Annotated in this window: 16 protein-coding genes; 11 read left to right on the top strand and 5 right to left on the bottom strand. The window is 56.7% G+C overall.

The annotated features are described in order from the left end of the window. Positions 1-160: 160 nt before the first annotated feature. Both ACR0BD_RS11440 and ACR0BD_RS11435 read left to right on the top strand, forming a co-directional pair. The gene (locus ACR0BD_RS11440; RefSeq protein WP_480697475.1) at positions 161-841 is read left to right on the top strand and encodes a response regulator transcription factor; all 681 of its coding nucleotides are present in this window, start codon (positions 161-163) and stop codon (positions 839-841) included. Continuing rightward, on the top strand, positions 834-2,201 hold the full coding sequence (locus tag ACR0BD_RS11435) for a sensor histidine kinase (protein WP_480830529.1): 1,368 nt from the start codon (positions 834-836) through the stop codon (positions 2,199-2,201). The genes ACR0BD_RS11440 and ACR0BD_RS11435 overlap by 8 nt, the downstream gene beginning before the upstream one ends. Here the strand turns inward: ACR0BD_RS11435 and ACR0BD_RS11430 are convergent. Genes ACR0BD_RS11430 through ACR0BD_RS11420 form a run of 3 tightly spaced genes read right to left on the bottom strand, consistent with a single transcriptional unit; the run spans position 2,182 to position 4,922 of the window. After that, the gene (locus tag ACR0BD_RS11430; protein WP_480830526.1) at positions 2,182-2,649 is read right to left on the bottom strand and encodes a CYTH domain-containing protein; all 468 of its coding nucleotides are present in this window, start codon (positions 2,647-2,649) and stop codon (positions 2,182-2,184) included. The genes ACR0BD_RS11435 and ACR0BD_RS11430 overlap by 20 nt on opposite strands. Beyond that, positions 2,646-3,401 carry a ParA family protein gene (locus ACR0BD_RS11425; protein ID WP_480830524.1) on the bottom strand — a complete coding sequence of 252 codons (756 nt, stop codon included), beginning with the start codon at positions 3,399-3,401 and terminating at the stop codon, positions 2,646-2,648. The genes ACR0BD_RS11430 and ACR0BD_RS11425 overlap by 4 nt, the downstream gene beginning before the upstream one ends. Positions 3,402-3,404: 3 nt before the next feature. Next, the gene (locus tag ACR0BD_RS11420; protein WP_480830523.1) at positions 3,405-4,922 is read right to left on the bottom strand and encodes a CHAD domain-containing protein; all 1,518 of its coding nucleotides are present in this window, start codon (positions 4,920-4,922) and stop codon (positions 3,405-3,407) included. 223 nt (positions 4,923-5,145) lie between these two features. Between ACR0BD_RS11420 and ACR0BD_RS11415 the strand changes: the two genes are divergently transcribed. Continuing rightward, the gene (locus ACR0BD_RS11415; RefSeq protein ID WP_480830521.1) at positions 5,146-5,493 is read left to right on the top strand and encodes a TfoX/Sxy family protein; all 348 of its coding nucleotides are present in this window, start codon (positions 5,146-5,148) and stop codon (positions 5,491-5,493) included. A gap of 53 nt (positions 5,494-5,546) precedes the next feature. Here ACR0BD_RS11415 and ndk read toward each other — a convergent pair whose 3' ends face one another. Together ndk and ACR0BD_RS11405 are read right to left on the bottom strand one after the other, a co-directional pair. Next, positions 5,547-5,969: a nucleoside-diphosphate kinase gene (ndk, locus tag ACR0BD_RS11410; protein WP_155143779.1), complete on the bottom strand. Its 423-nt coding sequence runs from the start codon at positions 5,967-5,969 to the stop codon at positions 5,547-5,549. A gap of 102 nt (positions 5,970-6,071) precedes the next feature. After that, positions 6,072-7,274 (bottom strand): multidrug effflux MFS transporter, encoded by a 1,203-nt coding sequence (locus ACR0BD_RS11405; RefSeq protein WP_480830519.1) that lies wholly within the window; start codon positions 7,272-7,274, stop codon positions 6,072-6,074. Positions 7,275-7,378: 104 nt separating this feature from the next. On the opposite strand from ACR0BD_RS11405, the gene ACR0BD_RS11400 reads away from it, so the two are divergent. The 8 genes from ACR0BD_RS11400 (at position 7,379) to ACR0BD_RS11365 (ending at position 14,690) form a co-directional block, all read left to right on the top strand. Next, positions 7,379-9,229: an ABC-F family ATP-binding cassette domain-containing protein gene (locus tag ACR0BD_RS11400; RefSeq protein ID WP_480830517.1), complete on the top strand. Its 1,851-nt coding sequence runs from the start codon at positions 7,379-7,381 to the stop codon at positions 9,227-9,229. Beyond that, complete coding sequence (locus ACR0BD_RS11395; RefSeq protein ID WP_480830515.1) at positions 9,226-9,618, top strand: ACT domain-containing protein; 393 nt, start codon at positions 9,226-9,228, stop codon at positions 9,616-9,618. The genes ACR0BD_RS11400 and ACR0BD_RS11395 overlap by 4 nt, the downstream gene beginning before the upstream one ends. Further along, positions 9,615-10,235: a MarC family protein gene (locus ACR0BD_RS11390; RefSeq protein WP_480697492.1), complete on the top strand. Its 621-nt coding sequence runs from the start codon at positions 9,615-9,617 to the stop codon at positions 10,233-10,235. Before ACR0BD_RS11395 ends, ACR0BD_RS11390 begins: the two co-directional genes overlap by 4 nt. Before the next feature lie 41 nt (positions 10,236-10,276). Next, the gene (locus ACR0BD_RS11385) at positions 10,277-10,858 is read left to right on the top strand and encodes a retropepsin-like aspartic protease family protein (RefSeq protein ID WP_480830513.1); all 582 of its coding nucleotides are present in this window, start codon (positions 10,277-10,279) and stop codon (positions 10,856-10,858) included. A 48-nt stretch (positions 10,859-10,906) separates the two neighbouring features. Continuing rightward, the gene (locus ACR0BD_RS11380) at positions 10,907-11,527 is read left to right on the top strand and encodes an ImuA family protein (protein ID WP_480830511.1); all 621 of its coding nucleotides are present in this window, start codon (positions 10,907-10,909) and stop codon (positions 11,525-11,527) included. A gap of 64 nt (positions 11,528-11,591) precedes the next feature. After that, positions 11,592-12,806, top strand: a complete 1,215-nt coding sequence (locus tag ACR0BD_RS11375) for an MFS transporter (RefSeq protein ID WP_480697498.1) — start codon at positions 11,592-11,594, stop codon at positions 12,804-12,806. Beyond that, a complete protein-coding gene (locus ACR0BD_RS11370) occupies positions 12,803-13,399 on the top strand; it encodes a YceI family protein (RefSeq protein ID WP_480697500.1) in 597 nt (198 codons plus the stop codon). Before ACR0BD_RS11375 ends, ACR0BD_RS11370 begins: the two co-directional genes overlap by 4 nt. Positions 13,400-13,469: 70 nt before the next feature. Beyond that, positions 13,470-14,690, top strand: coding sequence for an MFS transporter (locus ACR0BD_RS11365; protein ID WP_480697502.1), 1,221 nt, complete (start codon positions 13,470-13,472; stop codon positions 14,688-14,690). Positions 14,691-14,726 lie beyond the last annotated feature (36 nt).

The following is a 14,726-nucleotide window of genomic DNA, read 5'->3' as shown; positions in this document are numbered from 1 at the left end:
TGATGGGGAATATCTGGCGTGCGCCTCCCCGGCGGATTGAATTGTCCGCGTTCCGCCGGGACTGCCGGGTGCGCAACGACGCACCCGGCACGTTTTCTCCTAACCCCAGTGTCTTGCCCCAAAATTTGTGTTTAAATACTATATCAAAGGAGTTCGGAACATGAGCCGTCGCCTGCTGATCGTCGAAGATGATGAAGACACCCGCGAGTTCATTGCCAAAGGCTTTGGCGAAGAAGGCTATGTTGTCGAACAGGCCGCTGATGGGCGTGAGGGTCTGTACCATGCAACAGATGGCGGGTTTGACGCGATCGTTCTGGATAGGATGCTGCCCGGACTGGATGGTTTGTCGCTGATCCGATCCTTACGTGCAGCGGGCTTGAACACGCCGGTTCTGATGCTCACCGCCATGAGCGCAGTAGACGAGCGTGTTAAGGGATTACATTCCGGTGCAGATGACTATTTGGTAAAGCCTTTTTCTTTCCAAGAGCTACATGCCAGAATTGAAGCACTGTTGCGCCGCCCTCAGGAGGCCGAGGAAACCTCGACCCTGACCTGTCGCGACCTTGAGATGGACTTGCTGACCCGTAAGGTCACGCGTGAGGGTCATGAAATCACGCTGACCCCACGCGAGTTCCAGATCCTTGAATACTTCCTGCGCCGCAAGAACCGCGTGGTGTCCAGAACAATGCTGCTGGAGGGTGTGTGGGATTACCACTTTGACCCCAACACCAATGTGGTGGACGTCCATATCTCCAAACTGCGCCGCCAGTTGGATGAAGGCGGACGATCCCCGCTTATTGAAACCGTACGAGGTGCCGGATACATGATATCCGATGGATAACATTCGGCTTTCGTTCAATAATTCGCGTACGCGCCTTGTACTGGCCAGTATGGCACTTAGCACTTTGCTAACGGCCACTGTTCTGGCCTTGGTGTATTTTACCGCGAACCGAAGCATTGAGGGGGAAACACGATCGGTCGTCTCTGCCGAACTAACCGGGCTTGCGGATGAATACGAAAGGCGCGGTCTGATAGGGTTGATGACCGCAATAGAACGACGCCTTCCAAGCGCGTCAGAACGGGATGCGCTTTACCTTCTAACCGACCGTTTTGGCGCAACTTTGGCAGGCAACTTAAAGCAATGGCCTGCAGGTATTGCCGCGGGCAGCGGCTGGGTTGACCTTGAACTGCACCGTGCCGACAACAACGCCTTGGTTCCGATTTCCGCGGCGTCTATTCGACTACCGGGTGGAGAGCGGCTGTTGGTGGGTCGAGACGCCCTTGCCCGCCAGCAATTTGACCGCGCGCTGCTCCGATCAGTTGGGATCGCTCTGGCCATTGCCCTGGCGCTCAGCGTTCTGACCGGGTGGCTTTTTACCCGGTTGGTTTTTTCCCGCCTGTCAGACATTGCCAGCACAGCCGAAAACATCGTGTCCGGCGATTTATCCCGCCGTATGCCGATGCGCGGGACCGGTGATGAGTTCGACCAGGTCGCCGGGACGCTCAACACCATGCTGGACCGCATTGAAGAGTTGATCAGCAACCTGCGCACGACCTCGAATTCCATCGCGCATGATCTTCGATCTCCGCTCGCCCGCCTCAAACAAAGGGTCGAAGCACTATCCGACCCCAACAAAACCGAGCAAGAGCGTGAGATCGACGTGGCAAGGGCATCTGTCGAAATCGACCACGTTCTACGGGTCCTGAGTCAGTTGACCGAGATCTCGCGCGCAGAGGCAGGCGTTGGGCGCGAGCAGTTTGAAACCGTTGATCTTCAACAACTCGTTGCGGATGTCGCCGAGCTGTACGAACCCGTCGCAGCAGATCAGGGTATCGCGCTTGAGGTGCGGGGAACGGCTGCTCCGATACAGGGTCACCGTCCGTTGCTGTCCCAAGCCTTGTCAAACCTCTTAGAGAACGCCATGCGCTATGCGCCTGAAAACACGGCCATAACCATCACTATAGGTGAGGACGAATCTACAGCGCAACTTAGCGTTCGGGATCGTGGACCTGGTGTGCCGGCGAGTGAGCTTTCCCAACTGCAAGTGCCATTTGTAACGCTGGATCCTGCCCGGACCGAGCGCAATGCAGGGCTTGGGTTGGCTTTGGTCGCAGCGATTTCCCGCATGCACGCAGGCGCGTTTACCGCCCGCAACTGCGACCCGGGCCTAGAGGCGACGATCAGTCTGGCACGCCATTAACGGCCATTGCCTTGTTCTTATAGCGTGGGTCGTCTGTCACATCTTTGCCGAACCATTCCGGCGGCGCATAATCGCGCGCTTCGACTTCGGTCTGAAACTCGACCTCTACTAAGCACAATGGTGCCAGCGTGCCCTGAAACACATCCAGCTCAAATACATGACCATCTGATAACTGCCCGGAATACCGTTCTTTTTCGACGCGGCGACCTTCGGTCTCTGCCCAGAATGTCTCGAACTGTTCGACTGATATCTCAGCTTCGCGTTCGACCCTTACCATTCCACCACCACCTTTTAGCGTCAGGTAATAGCGGTCATTCTTTTGTCGAAGCCGCAGTTCGGTCGAATCTTCCGGAGCGGTCAAGTAGCCTTGGCGAACAACGGCCTTACTTGTTCCGGTTAAAACCGGCATTTGGGCGACAAGGAATTTTCGTTCAATTTCAGCGCTCATCCCTTTGAAGTCACTCCATTCTCTAGCTCTTCAAATAGCTCCGCATAGGCCGCTGCCGATGCGCTACGCTGCGCGAAAACCTTTACAGGCGCGCGGTTCTGTCCCATCCGTTCGATATCAGCGGCAAATGGGATTGCAGTTTGCATAAACCGTTTGGGGTACGTTGCTCGCATGCTCTCCATCGTCTCAAGATGCAGGCTTTTGCGGCGCTGTAGCATGGAAAAGAAGGCCTTCAGCTTCTTTTTGGGCAGGTTCTTTTGCTCGAAGAAATCAAACAGTTGGCCGAATGTACGTTCGGACAGGGTTGTTGGTATCACCGGAACAACGATCACATCCGCCGCTTTGAAGATGTTTTCGGACAGGGTCGAGAAATTCGGCGGACAGTCCAGAATGATAACGTCATAATCACTTCCGGCGGCGGCAAGAGCCTTTTTCAACCGCGACCTCTTGTTCCGCATCCGGGACAGGAAAACATCAAAGTCGCGGAACGTCAGGTTGGCAGGCAGGACATCCAGCCGATCGAAATAGCTTGCACGGATGGACTTGATAAACCGTTCGACATCCTCAAAAAATCGAGCCTCGGTCAATTTCTTGGACGGCTTTACACGGAGGTAGAATCCAGATGCACCCTGCGGGTCAAGATCGCACAAAAGTACCGTTTTACCGGCCGCAGCGTATGCATAAGCCAGATTAACCGACGTCGCGGTTTTTCCGACGCCGCCCTTGTTGCTGTAACAGGCAATGATTTTCAATCTTTAGCCCTCCATTCGGTGAAACAGATTTTGGAACAGCGCCCGGATTTTCGGGCTGTCAAAATGGCGGAAGTTGTTGATCACCTGATCCCGTTCAGCCTTTTGTCGTTCATCCAATACTGCGATCAACCCACCAATCGACATTGCCAATTGGGCGTTCGCTCGGTTCTGCTTGTTCGTTTTCTGCTCGACAAAAGCAAGTAAGCTTTCTTTTTGAACCGAACAATCATTGAATTGACCCAGATTATCCTGCAGCCTTTTCAAAGGCTTGATGATCGTTTTGAATGCTTTCCTGTCATACAGGGGGCCAAAAAACTCCATAAGATATCTCAGCTTCTTACAGTCGATGCGTAAGTCATGCACCAATGCATCGGGTGTCTGTGGGGTTATGCGGCGAGCCAGCTTACAAACCTTGCTATAGCGTTTCCAAATCAGTTCGCAGGCATAGTCAAATGCGCTGCGTTCAGCATTCGGGCCTGGATCGAGGTTTTTCGACGTCGCGAACAGAGACGTTAATTTACAGATTTCTTTTTCATAGGCAGATGATTGCAGCCATTTTCTAAGGTCTTCCAGTGCCTTCGTTCTTTCCGCTTGGAACTCGGTAAACATATCTTCGGCGCCCGCATGCAAACTGGTTGGGATCAACTCGAAATAGGTTTCTTTTTCCAGCAGGTAGACATCCAAGTCCCGCACACGACCCGTTGGCGACATAAGGGCCGCGAAAGTCTGTTTTAGTTCGGCCGTTTGAGCGGGAGACAAAACTCCTTTGAAGAGGCTTAAAACCGATCGAATGCGCCGCAAAGAAACGCGGTAGTCATGGAGGAATTCCGTATCGATATCCGCGGTGATACCCGCTTCGTTCTGGCGTGCGACCGATAGGAACGTCTGAATGATGTCGGTAGCCACTTCGATAGACGGCTCATCCCTGCCCAATTTTATTTCTGGTTTGGCCTGATACGGCACTGCGTTGGGAAAAAGCGCTGCAACAAACGGCTCCATCCCGTTTGCAAGAACGGGCATTGCGTCGATCAACTTACAAACGGCCTGATAGGTCCCTTCGTAGCCACGCATTGGTCGGACTGAGACAACACTGGCTTGGCCATTTACTGATGTCAGGGTTGTGAGTTCTCCGCGCATTTGGGTTTTTTGGACGTCATCCAAAACAGCAAAAGTGGTCGTCGACCGTTCCCCTTGCCCGATTGTCGTCAAAGCGCGCAACTTGAGAAATCCGACCAGCGCCTTTCGAACGGGCCCGTCGGACAGATCCTGAACAAAGTCACACTGCCCGCTCCCGGCTTGCGAAAGGATCTGCCCGTTCTCCAGGATCAAATTCAGTTCGCCAGCGCCCTGGATCAAAACCCGCCCATTTGCCCGGATAGACTGGTCGTAACAATCCAGCATTTGGAAGGCGGTCGGACGGCTGGAGTCCCCAACACTTACTTCGAAGCCGGGCAATGAGGCTGAAAGCGTTTTTGGATCAAACGAACCCGGCAGGACAAACGTCGTTTCTCCCTCCGTCATTGCGTTCGTCCTTTCCAACAGAAGTTACCCTAGAAAGCCGCCGCCCTTCGACGCCAAAGCTGTGTATTTAGTCGAGTTTTGGTGTTTTCTACGCTCTTGGCCTGCGACATAAGCACTTGCTTGATCATATGAAAACGCGAAACGGAACTATAATCAACCAAAGAACAACGGCTACCTGAGATCGGCAGATGACAGGGTCCAAGAACGCCGCTAAGACAAAAGCATGTCCGATCCAGTCTCATCGATCCGCAACCTTGGCCCGGCGTTTGAGCAGGCTTGCGCACGGGCCGGTATCCATTCAGCCCAGCAGTTGCGCGAAATCGGTGCAGACGCGGCGTATAGCCTGCTGCTGCAAAACGGATCACGCCCACATTTCATAGGGTATTATGTTCTGGTTATGGGCTTGCAGGGTCGGCCATGGAACGACTGCAAAGGCCAAGAGAAGAAAGAACTGCGCAAGCGGTTCGATGCAATCAAAGCCAATGTGCGTACCGCACCCGAGGCAAAGATGATCGCGGATCTGGATGCAATCGGGGTCCGAGTGAATGCTGGCGATATCAAACCAGAATAAAAAAAGCCGCACCCGGAAACCGGGAGCGGCCTGAAGACTAAGCTGGTAACGGATTAGCCGACCAGTTCGATGCCCGAGAAGAAATAGGCGATCTCAACTGCCGCGGTTTCCGGAGCGTCGGAACCGTGAACCGAGTTTTCGCCAACCGATTCAGCGAACTCGGCACGGATGGTGCCAGCGGCTGCGTCCGCGGGGTTGGTTGCGCCCATGACTTCGCGGTTCTTGGCAATGGCACCTTCGCCTTCCAGAACCTGCACAACGACCGGAGCCGACGACATGAATTCGCACAGTTCGTCATAGAACGGACGCTCGGCGTGCACTTCGTAGAACTTGCCAGCTTGCTCTTTGGTCATGTGGATGCGCTTTTGCGCAACGATGCGCAGGCCGGCTTCTTCGAACTTGGCGTTGATTTTGCCAGTCAGGTTGCGGCGGGTTGCATCGGGTTTGATGATCGAGAATGTGCGTTCCAGTGCCATATCGGCCTCTCCTTACAATGTGGCGCGGGGTGTGCGCCGAAATCCATCGCGCGCCGCCTAGCACGGTACGTGACCTAAGAAAAGTGTTATGTGGCTCGTCGCTCAGATCGTGTCCGGCAATGGGTCCAACTGATCGACCCGACGCACATAAAGGATGGATAAAAGCCCCGCGAAACTGCTAGCGAACATCATACCCAACACGATAAACGGCGCGTTCTCTGCGGTGACCAATCCACCTGTGGCAAAGGTCAGCAACGCGCCCAATGCGACGGTCATCGCCCCCGACAAACCAGCCGCGCTACCTGCCAATTGCGGACGGACCGACATCAGACCTGCAGTGGCGTTGGCGACGGTCAACCCGTTGCCAAAACCCACCAGAATGGCCGAGCCGAAAAAGGTCCAGACGCTGCCGCCTTCGGCAGCAAAGACCACGAACCCCATCAAAGGCCCGACCGAGGCAATGATCCGCCCGGTCAGGATCATATTGTTCAGTCGAACGCGTGCAGCCAGCCGTCCGGTCAGAAAGCTGCCCGCCATGAAACCCAGCGTGATAATACCGATCCCTAAACCCAGCAGCGCAGGGTTCAGATCGAACCATGTCGCAGCCACAAGCGGCGCGCCGGTGATAAACGCATAAAACCCGCCGATCGAAAACGCGGCGCAGAAAGAATAGCCCCAGAACCGGCGCGAGTTGAACAGTTGTGGGTAGAGCTTCATTTGCGCGGTAAAAGTGGCTGTCGTGTTGGTATTCGTCTCTCCCAGATCAGCCCAGACCAGCATCAGCAAGCCAACCCCCAGCAGAAAATACAGCACAAAGCCTGCGCGCCAACCGAACAGCATCTCGAGCAGGCCACCCAGCATCGGCCCCAACATCGGAGCCAGCGCCATAGCCATCGACACATACCCTAGCTTGCTGGCCGCCTCGTTCGGCGGATGCATGTCGCGGATCGCGGCGCGTGCGAGCACCTGCCCCGCGACAACCGCGCCCTGCAGCATTCGAAACCCGAGGAAGACCCAAATCGACTCGGCCAGTGCGCAGCCGATCGAAGCCACAACAAACACAGTCATGCAGAAAAGCAGAACAGGTCTGCGCCCAAATCGGTCAGACAATGGCCCCATAATCAATTGCAAGACCGCCGACAGGGCCAAGTAACCCGCTACAGACAGGTTGACGAGGCCGTAATCCGCCCCAAGCGCTTCGCCGATACTTGGCAACGAGGGCAGAAACATGTTCAGCGACAGCACCGACAACGCGGTCAGAAGGACCAGCGTGATCAAGGATGGAGGAGATTGTGCCGGTCTCATCAAATGTTCCAATGCAGCCAAACATATCAGCGCTATCACATTGATCGTTGGATGAACATGTCAACCCGCTGGCGGCGGCAAGATCGCTCTGCTAAGAGCGGCCCATGCTACGGATCGAAGACATCACCTATGCCGTCGAAGGCCGCCCTTTATTCGACGGGGCCAGTGCGACCATCCCCGATGGGCACAAGGTTGGTCTGGTTGGCCGCAATGGCACCGGCAAGACCACGCTATTTCGCCTGATCCGGGGCGAACTGTCGTTGGAATCGGGAAGTATCAACATTCCCAAACGCGCGCGGATCGGCGGCGTGGCGCAAGAGGTGCCCTCGTCCGATGTCTCTTTGATCAACACGGTTCTGGCCGCCGACACCGAGCGCAACGCCTTGATGGCTGAGGCTGACAGCGCGACAGATCCGACAAGGATCGCCGAAATACAGACGCGACTGGCTGATATCGACGCGTGGTCGGCCGAAGCTCGGGCGGCGTCAATCCTCAAAGGTCTGGGGTTTGACGATGAGGACCAACTCAAGCCGTGCTCGGATTTCTCAGGTGGTTGGCGAATGCGCGTGGCGCTGGCTGCGGTTCTGTTTGCGCAGCCAGACCTGCTGCTGCTGGACGAACCGACCAACTATCTGGATCTTGAAGGTGCGCTATGGCTGGAAAGCTACCTCGCTAAGTATCCTCATACCGTGATCATCATCAGCCACGACCGGGGGCTGCTGAACCGCGCTGTGGGGTCGATCCTGCATCTGGAAGACCGCAAATTGACCTATTACGCGGTCCCCTATGACAAATTCGCCGAACGCCGCGCCGAACGTATTGCGCAAGCGGAATCGGAAAACGCCAAGGCCAAGGCCCGCATCGCCCATCTGCAAAGTTTCGTGGACCGGTTTCGTGCCAAGGCCACCAAGGCCGTGCAAGCCCAGTCCCGCCTGAAGATGATCGAGCGCATTCAGCTTGTCTCAACCCCGCAAGAGGCAGCCCTGCGCGCGTTCTCTTTCCCCGAGCCCGAAGAACTATCGCCCCCGATCATTCATCTGGAAGGCGGCGTCACCGGCTATGGCGACACCGAAGTGCTTCGCCGCCTCAACTTGCGCATTGATCAGGACGACCGCATCGCGCTGCTGGGCAAGAACGGTCAGGGCAAGTCTACGCTCTCCAAACTGCTGTCCGACCGCCTGCCCCTGATGGCGGGCAAGATGACCCGCAGTTCCAAACTGCGCATCGGCTATTTCGCGCAGCATCAGGTCGACGAGCTTTATGTGGACGAGACCCCCTTGGATCACCTGCGCCGCCTGCGCCCTGATGAGGGGCCCGGCAAATGGCGATCGCGTCTGGCCGGGTTTGGCCTGAATGCAGATCAGGCTGAGACAGAAGTCCGTCGCCTGTCGGGCGGTCAGAAAGCCCGCCTGTCGCTGCTGCTGGCCACCATTGACGCGCCACATATGCTGATCCTGGACGAACCTACCAACCACCTCGACATCGAAAGTCGCGAGGCGCTGGTCGAGGCGCTGACTGCCTATTCCGGCGCAGTGGTTCTGGTCAGCCACGACATGCACCTGCTGTCGCTGGTGGCGGATCGGCTTTGGCTTGTCTCTGACGGCACCGCCAAACCGTTCGACGACGATCTGGAAGCTTACCGCGCGCTGCTGCTTGCGCGAGACAAGCCGGTTAAACAAAAGCTACAGCCCACTAAGGCAAAACGCCCGTCGCGCGATACTATGCTGGCCCTACGCGCCGATTTGCGCAAATGCGAAGATCGGATTGAAAAACTGACAGACATGCACGACAAGCTGTCGGCGAAACTGGCGGACCCTGCCTTGTACGAAGACGACCGGATAAACGACCTTGAAACGTGGAACCGCAAGTTCACCGAAGTGGTTGAAGCAATGCAAAAGGCCGAGGCTCTTTGGGTTGCAGCCGCAGAACGTCTTGAAGAGGCAGAAGCCTCATGACCGAACCTGTTGTGGACCGCAATGCGATGATCGCAGGAATGCGCCCGGAAATTCAGCCCGGCGAATTCGCTTTCGTAGTCTGGCCCAGCGATCAAGCCTGGCCTTCGGGAACGCGGGGCAGCTATGTTGAGGCTGAGGGGCTTTCCCTTATTGTGCCCTTGGACGCCGCGCCTTCAGATGCGATGCCCATGCGTTGCATCACACTGCAGGTGCATTCCTCGCTAGAGGGGGTAGGTTTGACGGCAGCAGTTTCCAGCGCGCTTGCCCAAAGTAACATCCCTGCAAATATGGTTGCGGGCTATCACCATGATCACGTTTATATTCCCAGCCGTTTGGCCGATGAGGCGCATTCAATATTGCTGGCACTGCAGCAAGGCACGGCGGAATGATTGATCTGGCCTTTTTCATAACTGCATTCACAACGATGTTCGTTGTGATTGACCCTTTTGGAACAACTCCGATTTTTGTCGCTCTTACGCAGGACATGGATGCTGCAACGCGCCGCAAGACTGCGATCCGAAGCTGTCTGACTGCCGTTTGTATCCTGATCGCGTTTGCCGCCTTTGGTGAGGCCGTTCTGGGGTTTGTCGGCATCTCCATGCCGGCCTTTCGCGTCGCCGGAGGCGCGCTGCTGTTCCTGACCGCGCTCGACATGCTGTTCGAGCGCCGCACCAAGCGACGCGAAGATCGCGCCGAAGAGGAAGAGCATCCAGACCCTTCGGTCTTTCCCCTGGCCATCCCGTTGATTGCCGGTCCCGGATCCATTGCCACGATCATCCTGTTGGCCGGGCAGAACCCCGGCATTTCCGGTATAGCTGCCGCATGCGGCGTAATGCTTGCCGTGATGCTGGTGGTGTTTGTCTTCTTTCTTGCGGGTGGTTTGATCGCCCGCATTTTAGGAAAAACCGGTTTGAACGTACTGACCCGGCTTTTGGGAATGTTGTTGGCCGCCTTATCCGTCCAATTCATTCTGGATGGCCTAAAGGCCTTTGGTTTCGCGTCGTAAATCCCCATATACCCTTCAGGGTAACAGGTTAGGATTACAGTATGGACGGCGACAGCATTGCACGTTTGGCCTATCTGGGGTTGCTTGGCGCTGCTGTTGTGGCGTGGTTCATCTCGCAAAACCGTCAAACGCTGAATAAAACGCTGCAACAGGCGATGGCCTGGGTGTTCATTTTTGTCGGCGTCATCGCCGTCGTTGGCCTGTGGGAAGACATCCGCAGCACCGTTGCCCCCTCGCCCCAACTGACCTTTACAGGGGAAACGATCGAAGTCCCCCGCGCCTATGATGGTCATTATTACCTGCCGATTGATGTGAATGGTCAGACTATTGATTTTCTGGTGGATACGGGCGCCAGTCAGATTGTCCTCAGCTCACAAGACGCCGAGCGTTTGGGGATTGATCCCGACCAACTGAACTATTTCGGGCGCGCCGCCACTGCGAATGGAGAGGTCCGGACTGCTCCGGTCCGGCTCGAGACGCTGACTGTAGGTCCTGTCACGGACCGCAATGTCTCGGCCTGGGTGAATGAGGGTGAGCTGTTTCAATCCTTGTTGGGGATGGATTACCTGCATCGGTTTTCCAACATTCAGTTCGCCGATGGCCGGATGATCCTGTCCCGTTGATTGCACTCCGGGATTGAGAACAAAATAAGAACATGCTAGCTTGCACGCATGTCTACACATCTTCTTGGCCGCAAACCAGCACGTGCAGCATCCGGGGTGGCGCTGCATCCTCAGATCACATTGCAATTGGGTCGCGTGCACGAGGCGTGCGGCTCCGCCCGACGAAGCTTTGCCCTATGGCTGGCCGGGCAGACGCAAGGACCGGTCTTGTGGATTTCACCCGCGTGGGAGCCGGGACAGTTGAACCCCGATGGGATGATGCCTTTTGCCGATCCGGCCCGATTCATCTTTGTCCGCCCTACCCGGGTCGAGGATCTGCTATGGTGCCTGGAAGAGGCACTGCGCAGCGGGGCGATCCCGCTGGTGATCGGCGACCTGCCAGACGCGCCTGCCCTGACGCCAATACGTCGGATGCATCTGGCCGCCGAACAGGGCGGTTTGATGGGACAGGCACCACTTGGGCTGCTGCTCACGCCCGGTGATGGCGGCGCGCAGGGGGTCGAAACCCGTTGGCACATGGCCGCGGATCATCAAGGGGAAACCCGTCGCTGGACCCTGACCCGCCGTCGTGCTCGTGCCCTGCCTCCGGTCAGTTGGCATGCCACCCAAACCAAGCCACGCGCCGGGCTGAACCTGCAAAGAGTCAATAAAGAAGAGGTTTTAGCGTGACATCACCATGTGCTCACGCAAGATGTGACTAGCCAAACCCCTACCCGCGCCCTAGCGTTCCGGGATGACCCACGCGATCCACGATAGCCGCTATTCCTGGCTGCGCCTGCTTATAACGCTCGCCATTGCGATGGTGGCGAATGTCGGCATGTGGGCCGTCATCGTGGTGATGCCTGCGATTGAAGCCCAGTTCGACGCGGGTCGGGCCGAGGCGTCATTGCCGTATGTGCTATCCATGATCGGTTTTGCCTTGGGGAATATGTGGCTAGGTCAACTGGTTGACAGGTTGGGTGTCACCAAAGCGCTGATCGGCGCGGCCGTGCTCAGCGCAATCAGCTACCTATTGGCAACACTTGCCCCGAACATGGTGATGCTATCGCTGGCACATCTGCTATTGGGATTGGGCACCTCGATCGGGTTCGGCCCTCTGATCGCTGATATTTCGCACTGGTTCATGAAACGGCGCGGTATCGCGGTCGCATTGGTGGCCAGTGGCAACTATCTGTCTGGGGCGATCTGGCCAACTCTGCTGTCGGGTATTCTGGCCCGCGAGGGCTGGGAACAGGTCTATCTGACCTTGGCGGTGATGACGTTGATCGTTGTCATCCCCCTGTCGTTTCTGCTGCGCCGCCAAGTACCAATCGAAGCCCACCAGACCGCTGCAGCCAACGCGCAGGTCAATGCGCGCAGCGTCGGCATTTCACCGCGTGCACTGCAATACATCCTTGGTCTGGCCGGCATCGGTTGCTGTGTGGCGATGTCCATGCCCCAGGTTCATATCGTTTCGTACTGCGTTGGATTGGGATACGGGCCAGCAGTCGGGGCTGAAATGCTGTCATTGATGCTGTTGGGTGGCGTCGTCAGCCGTGTCATCTCGGGGCTTGTTGCGGACAAGCTGGGGGGCATTATGACCCTGCTGATCGGCTCAGTCCTTCAATGCATCGCGCTGTTCTTGTTCCTGCCGTATGACGGCATGGTCTCGCTTTATGTGATCAGCCTGCTGTTTGGGCTGGCTCAGGGCGGCATCGTGCCCAGCTATGCCCTTGTGGTGCGGGAATACATGCCCCCGCAAGAGGCCGGGGCCCGCGTGGGTTTTGTCATGATGATGACCATCATGGGTATGGCTTTGGGCGGGTGGATGTCCGGGTGGATTTACGACGTAACCGGAAATTATCAATTGGCCTTTATCAATGGCATTCTCTGGAACGGGCTGAATATCGCAATCCTGCTGATGTTACTGAAACGCTCGCGTCCACGCAGGCAGGAGGTCATGGCATGACCCAAATGACACGGCGCATCATCTTGGCGGGGCTTGCTGCATTGGCATTCGGCTGTCCCTCAATCGCGGCCCCCAGTGCGTATGAGCTTGTTCCCGATGAAACCTCGGTCGATTTTACATTCGATCTGTCAGGCATCACCCAAACCGGGACCATGCCAATTCAGTCGGCGGATATCCTGATTGACCCGAACGATCTGCTGAACAGTCGGGTGGACGTCATCCTCAACGTCGCCAAGGCACGCACCAAACTACCCTTTGCGCGCAAACCGATGCTCAGCGAAAGCGTGTTGGACGCAGAGGAGTTTCCGACCATCCAGTTCGTGTCGACAAGTGTTCAATTAGGTGAAAGCGGCCGCATCTCGGGTGGTGCAAAGATAAGTGGTGATCTGACCGTTCGCGGGGTCACCCGTCCTATTGTTCTAAAAGCCGATCTTTTCCGCCCCGCCGGCAGCGCGGCAGACAGCCTGGACGATCTGTCCATTCGTCTGACAGGCGCGTTGAACCGACATGACTTTGGGGCGTCAGGCTTTGCAGACCTCGTGCAAGACACAGTCAGTCTGGACATCCGGGCAGAAATCAAAAAAGCGCCATAGGTCAAAAACGACGCGACAAAGTCGATAAGCTGCGTGCAACGCATGATGGATAGGCCAAGCTAAGGCCATTATGCGTACGATCATTTCCTTCGCGGCCCTGTTTCTGTCGGTCATCCTGCTGCAGCTATCAACCGGCGGGGTTGGACCGCTGGATGCGATCTCGGGGTTGACCCTGGATTTCACCACCGAACAGATCGGCCTGTTGGGATCGGCCCATTTCATAGGCTTTTTCGTTGGGTGCTGGTGGGCCCCGCGCCTAATGGGCAGCGTCGGACATTCGCGTGCTTTTGCAGTGTGCACAGCCCTTGGGGCGATGGGCCTGCTGGGGCACACCCTCACGGAAAACCCCATGATCTGGGCCGTGCTGCGGATCGCCTCGGGCACCTGCGTGGCAGGGTGCTACACGGTTATCGAAGCTTGGTTGAACGCAAAGGTCACAAACGAATCCCGCGGCCGGGTTATGGGCAGCTATCGCATTGCCGACCTTGGTGCCTCGTTGTGTGCGCAGTTGATTATCGCCGTGCTGCCGCCGGCCTCTTACGTGTCATACAATCTGCTGGCTATTTTGTGCTGTGCATCACTGCTGCCGCTGACCTTGACTAAGGCAAGCCAACCCAAAACGCCTGAGGCCCCGCGCTTGCGGCCCAATCTGGCCTGGCGGAACTCACCACTCGCTGTGGCAGGCGTTATCGTATCCGCGCTCAGTTCGGCGTCCTTTCGAATGGTCGGCCCTGTTTATGGTCAGGAGGTCGGCCTGGGCGTGGACCAGATCGCTTTCTTCCTCGCCTCGTTCGTTTTGGGTGGTGCACTGGCGCAGTATCCGCTGGGATGGTTGGCTGACAAATATGACCGACGCTGGGTCCTGATCTGGTTGTCCGCAGCGGCGGTGCTAAGCTGCGGGATCACCATGGCTGCCAGTGGCGCAGGAACGTTGGGTGTCATGTTGGCCGCCGGACTATTCGGTTTGACTACCTTTCCGATCTTCTCGGTGTCTTCGGCCCACGCCAATGACTTTGCTACGACAGAACAGCGAGTTGAGCTGTCCGCTGCGCTGATGTTTTGGTACGCATTGGGAGCCATTGCATCGCCTTATGTCTCATCGACGCTCATCCAGCAATTCGGACCGGGCGCCCTATTTGCCTTTGTGGCCGTCGGACACTTGGGTCTGATCGTTTTTGGGCTTGCGCGCATGCGCTCGCGCCCGACCCCCGAGGCGCGCACGAATTACGTCTATGCTCCGCGAACATCTTTCACCATCGGGCGTTTGCTGAAGCGATCGCGCGAAGAATAGAGAAAGGGCCGGGATAACCCCGGCCCATTTTTTGCC

The sequence above is a fragment of the Ruegeria sp. G5 genome, assembly GCF_056533365.1.
This window is presented reverse-complemented; position numbering and strand designations above follow the sequence as displayed.

Coding starts and splice junctions, on each gene's coding strand:
- ACR0BD_RS11390 (WP_480697492.1), top strand. CDS start 9,615: ATGATTGATCTGGCCTTTTTCATAACTGCATTCACAACGATGTTCGTT.
- ACR0BD_RS11430 (WP_480830526.1), bottom strand. CDS start 2,649: ATGAGCGCTGAAATTGAACGAAAATTCCTTGTCGCCCAAATGCCGGTT.
- ACR0BD_RS11440 (WP_480697475.1), top strand. CDS start 161: ATGAGCCGTCGCCTGCTGATCGTCGAAGATGATGAAGACACCCGCGAG.
- ACR0BD_RS11415 (WP_480830521.1), top strand. CDS start 5,146: ATGTCCGATCCAGTCTCATCGATCCGCAACCTTGGCCCGGCGTTTGAG.
- ACR0BD_RS11365 (WP_480697502.1), top strand. CDS start 13,470: ATGCGTACGATCATTTCCTTCGCGGCCCTGTTTCTGTCGGTCATCCTG.
- ACR0BD_RS11435 (WP_480830529.1), top strand. CDS start 834: ATGGATAACATTCGGCTTTCGTTCAATAATTCGCGTACGCGCCTTGTA.
- ACR0BD_RS11375 (WP_480697498.1), top strand. CDS start 11,592: ATGACCCACGCGATCCACGATAGCCGCTATTCCTGGCTGCGCCTGCTT.
- ACR0BD_RS11400 (WP_480830517.1), top strand. CDS start 7,379: ATGCTACGGATCGAAGACATCACCTATGCCGTCGAAGGCCGCCCTTTA.
- ACR0BD_RS11380 (WP_480830511.1), top strand. CDS start 10,907: ATGTCTACACATCTTCTTGGCCGCAAACCAGCACGTGCAGCATCCGGG.
- ACR0BD_RS11395 (WP_480830515.1), top strand. CDS start 9,226: ATGACCGAACCTGTTGTGGACCGCAATGCGATGATCGCAGGAATGCGC.
- ACR0BD_RS11370 (WP_480697500.1), top strand. CDS start 12,803: ATGACCCAAATGACACGGCGCATCATCTTGGCGGGGCTTGCTGCATTG.
- ACR0BD_RS11420 (WP_480830523.1), bottom strand. CDS start 4,922: ATGACGGAGGGAGAAACGACGTTTGTCCTGCCGGGTTCGTTTGATCCA.
- ndk (WP_155143779.1), bottom strand. CDS start 5,969: ATGGCACTGGAACGCACATTCTCGATCATCAAACCCGATGCAACCCGC.
- ACR0BD_RS11385 (WP_480830513.1), top strand. CDS start 10,277: ATGGACGGCGACAGCATTGCACGTTTGGCCTATCTGGGGTTGCTTGGC.
- ACR0BD_RS11405 (WP_480830519.1), bottom strand. CDS start 7,274: ATGAGACCGGCACAATCTCCTCCATCCTTGATCACGCTGGTCCTTCTG.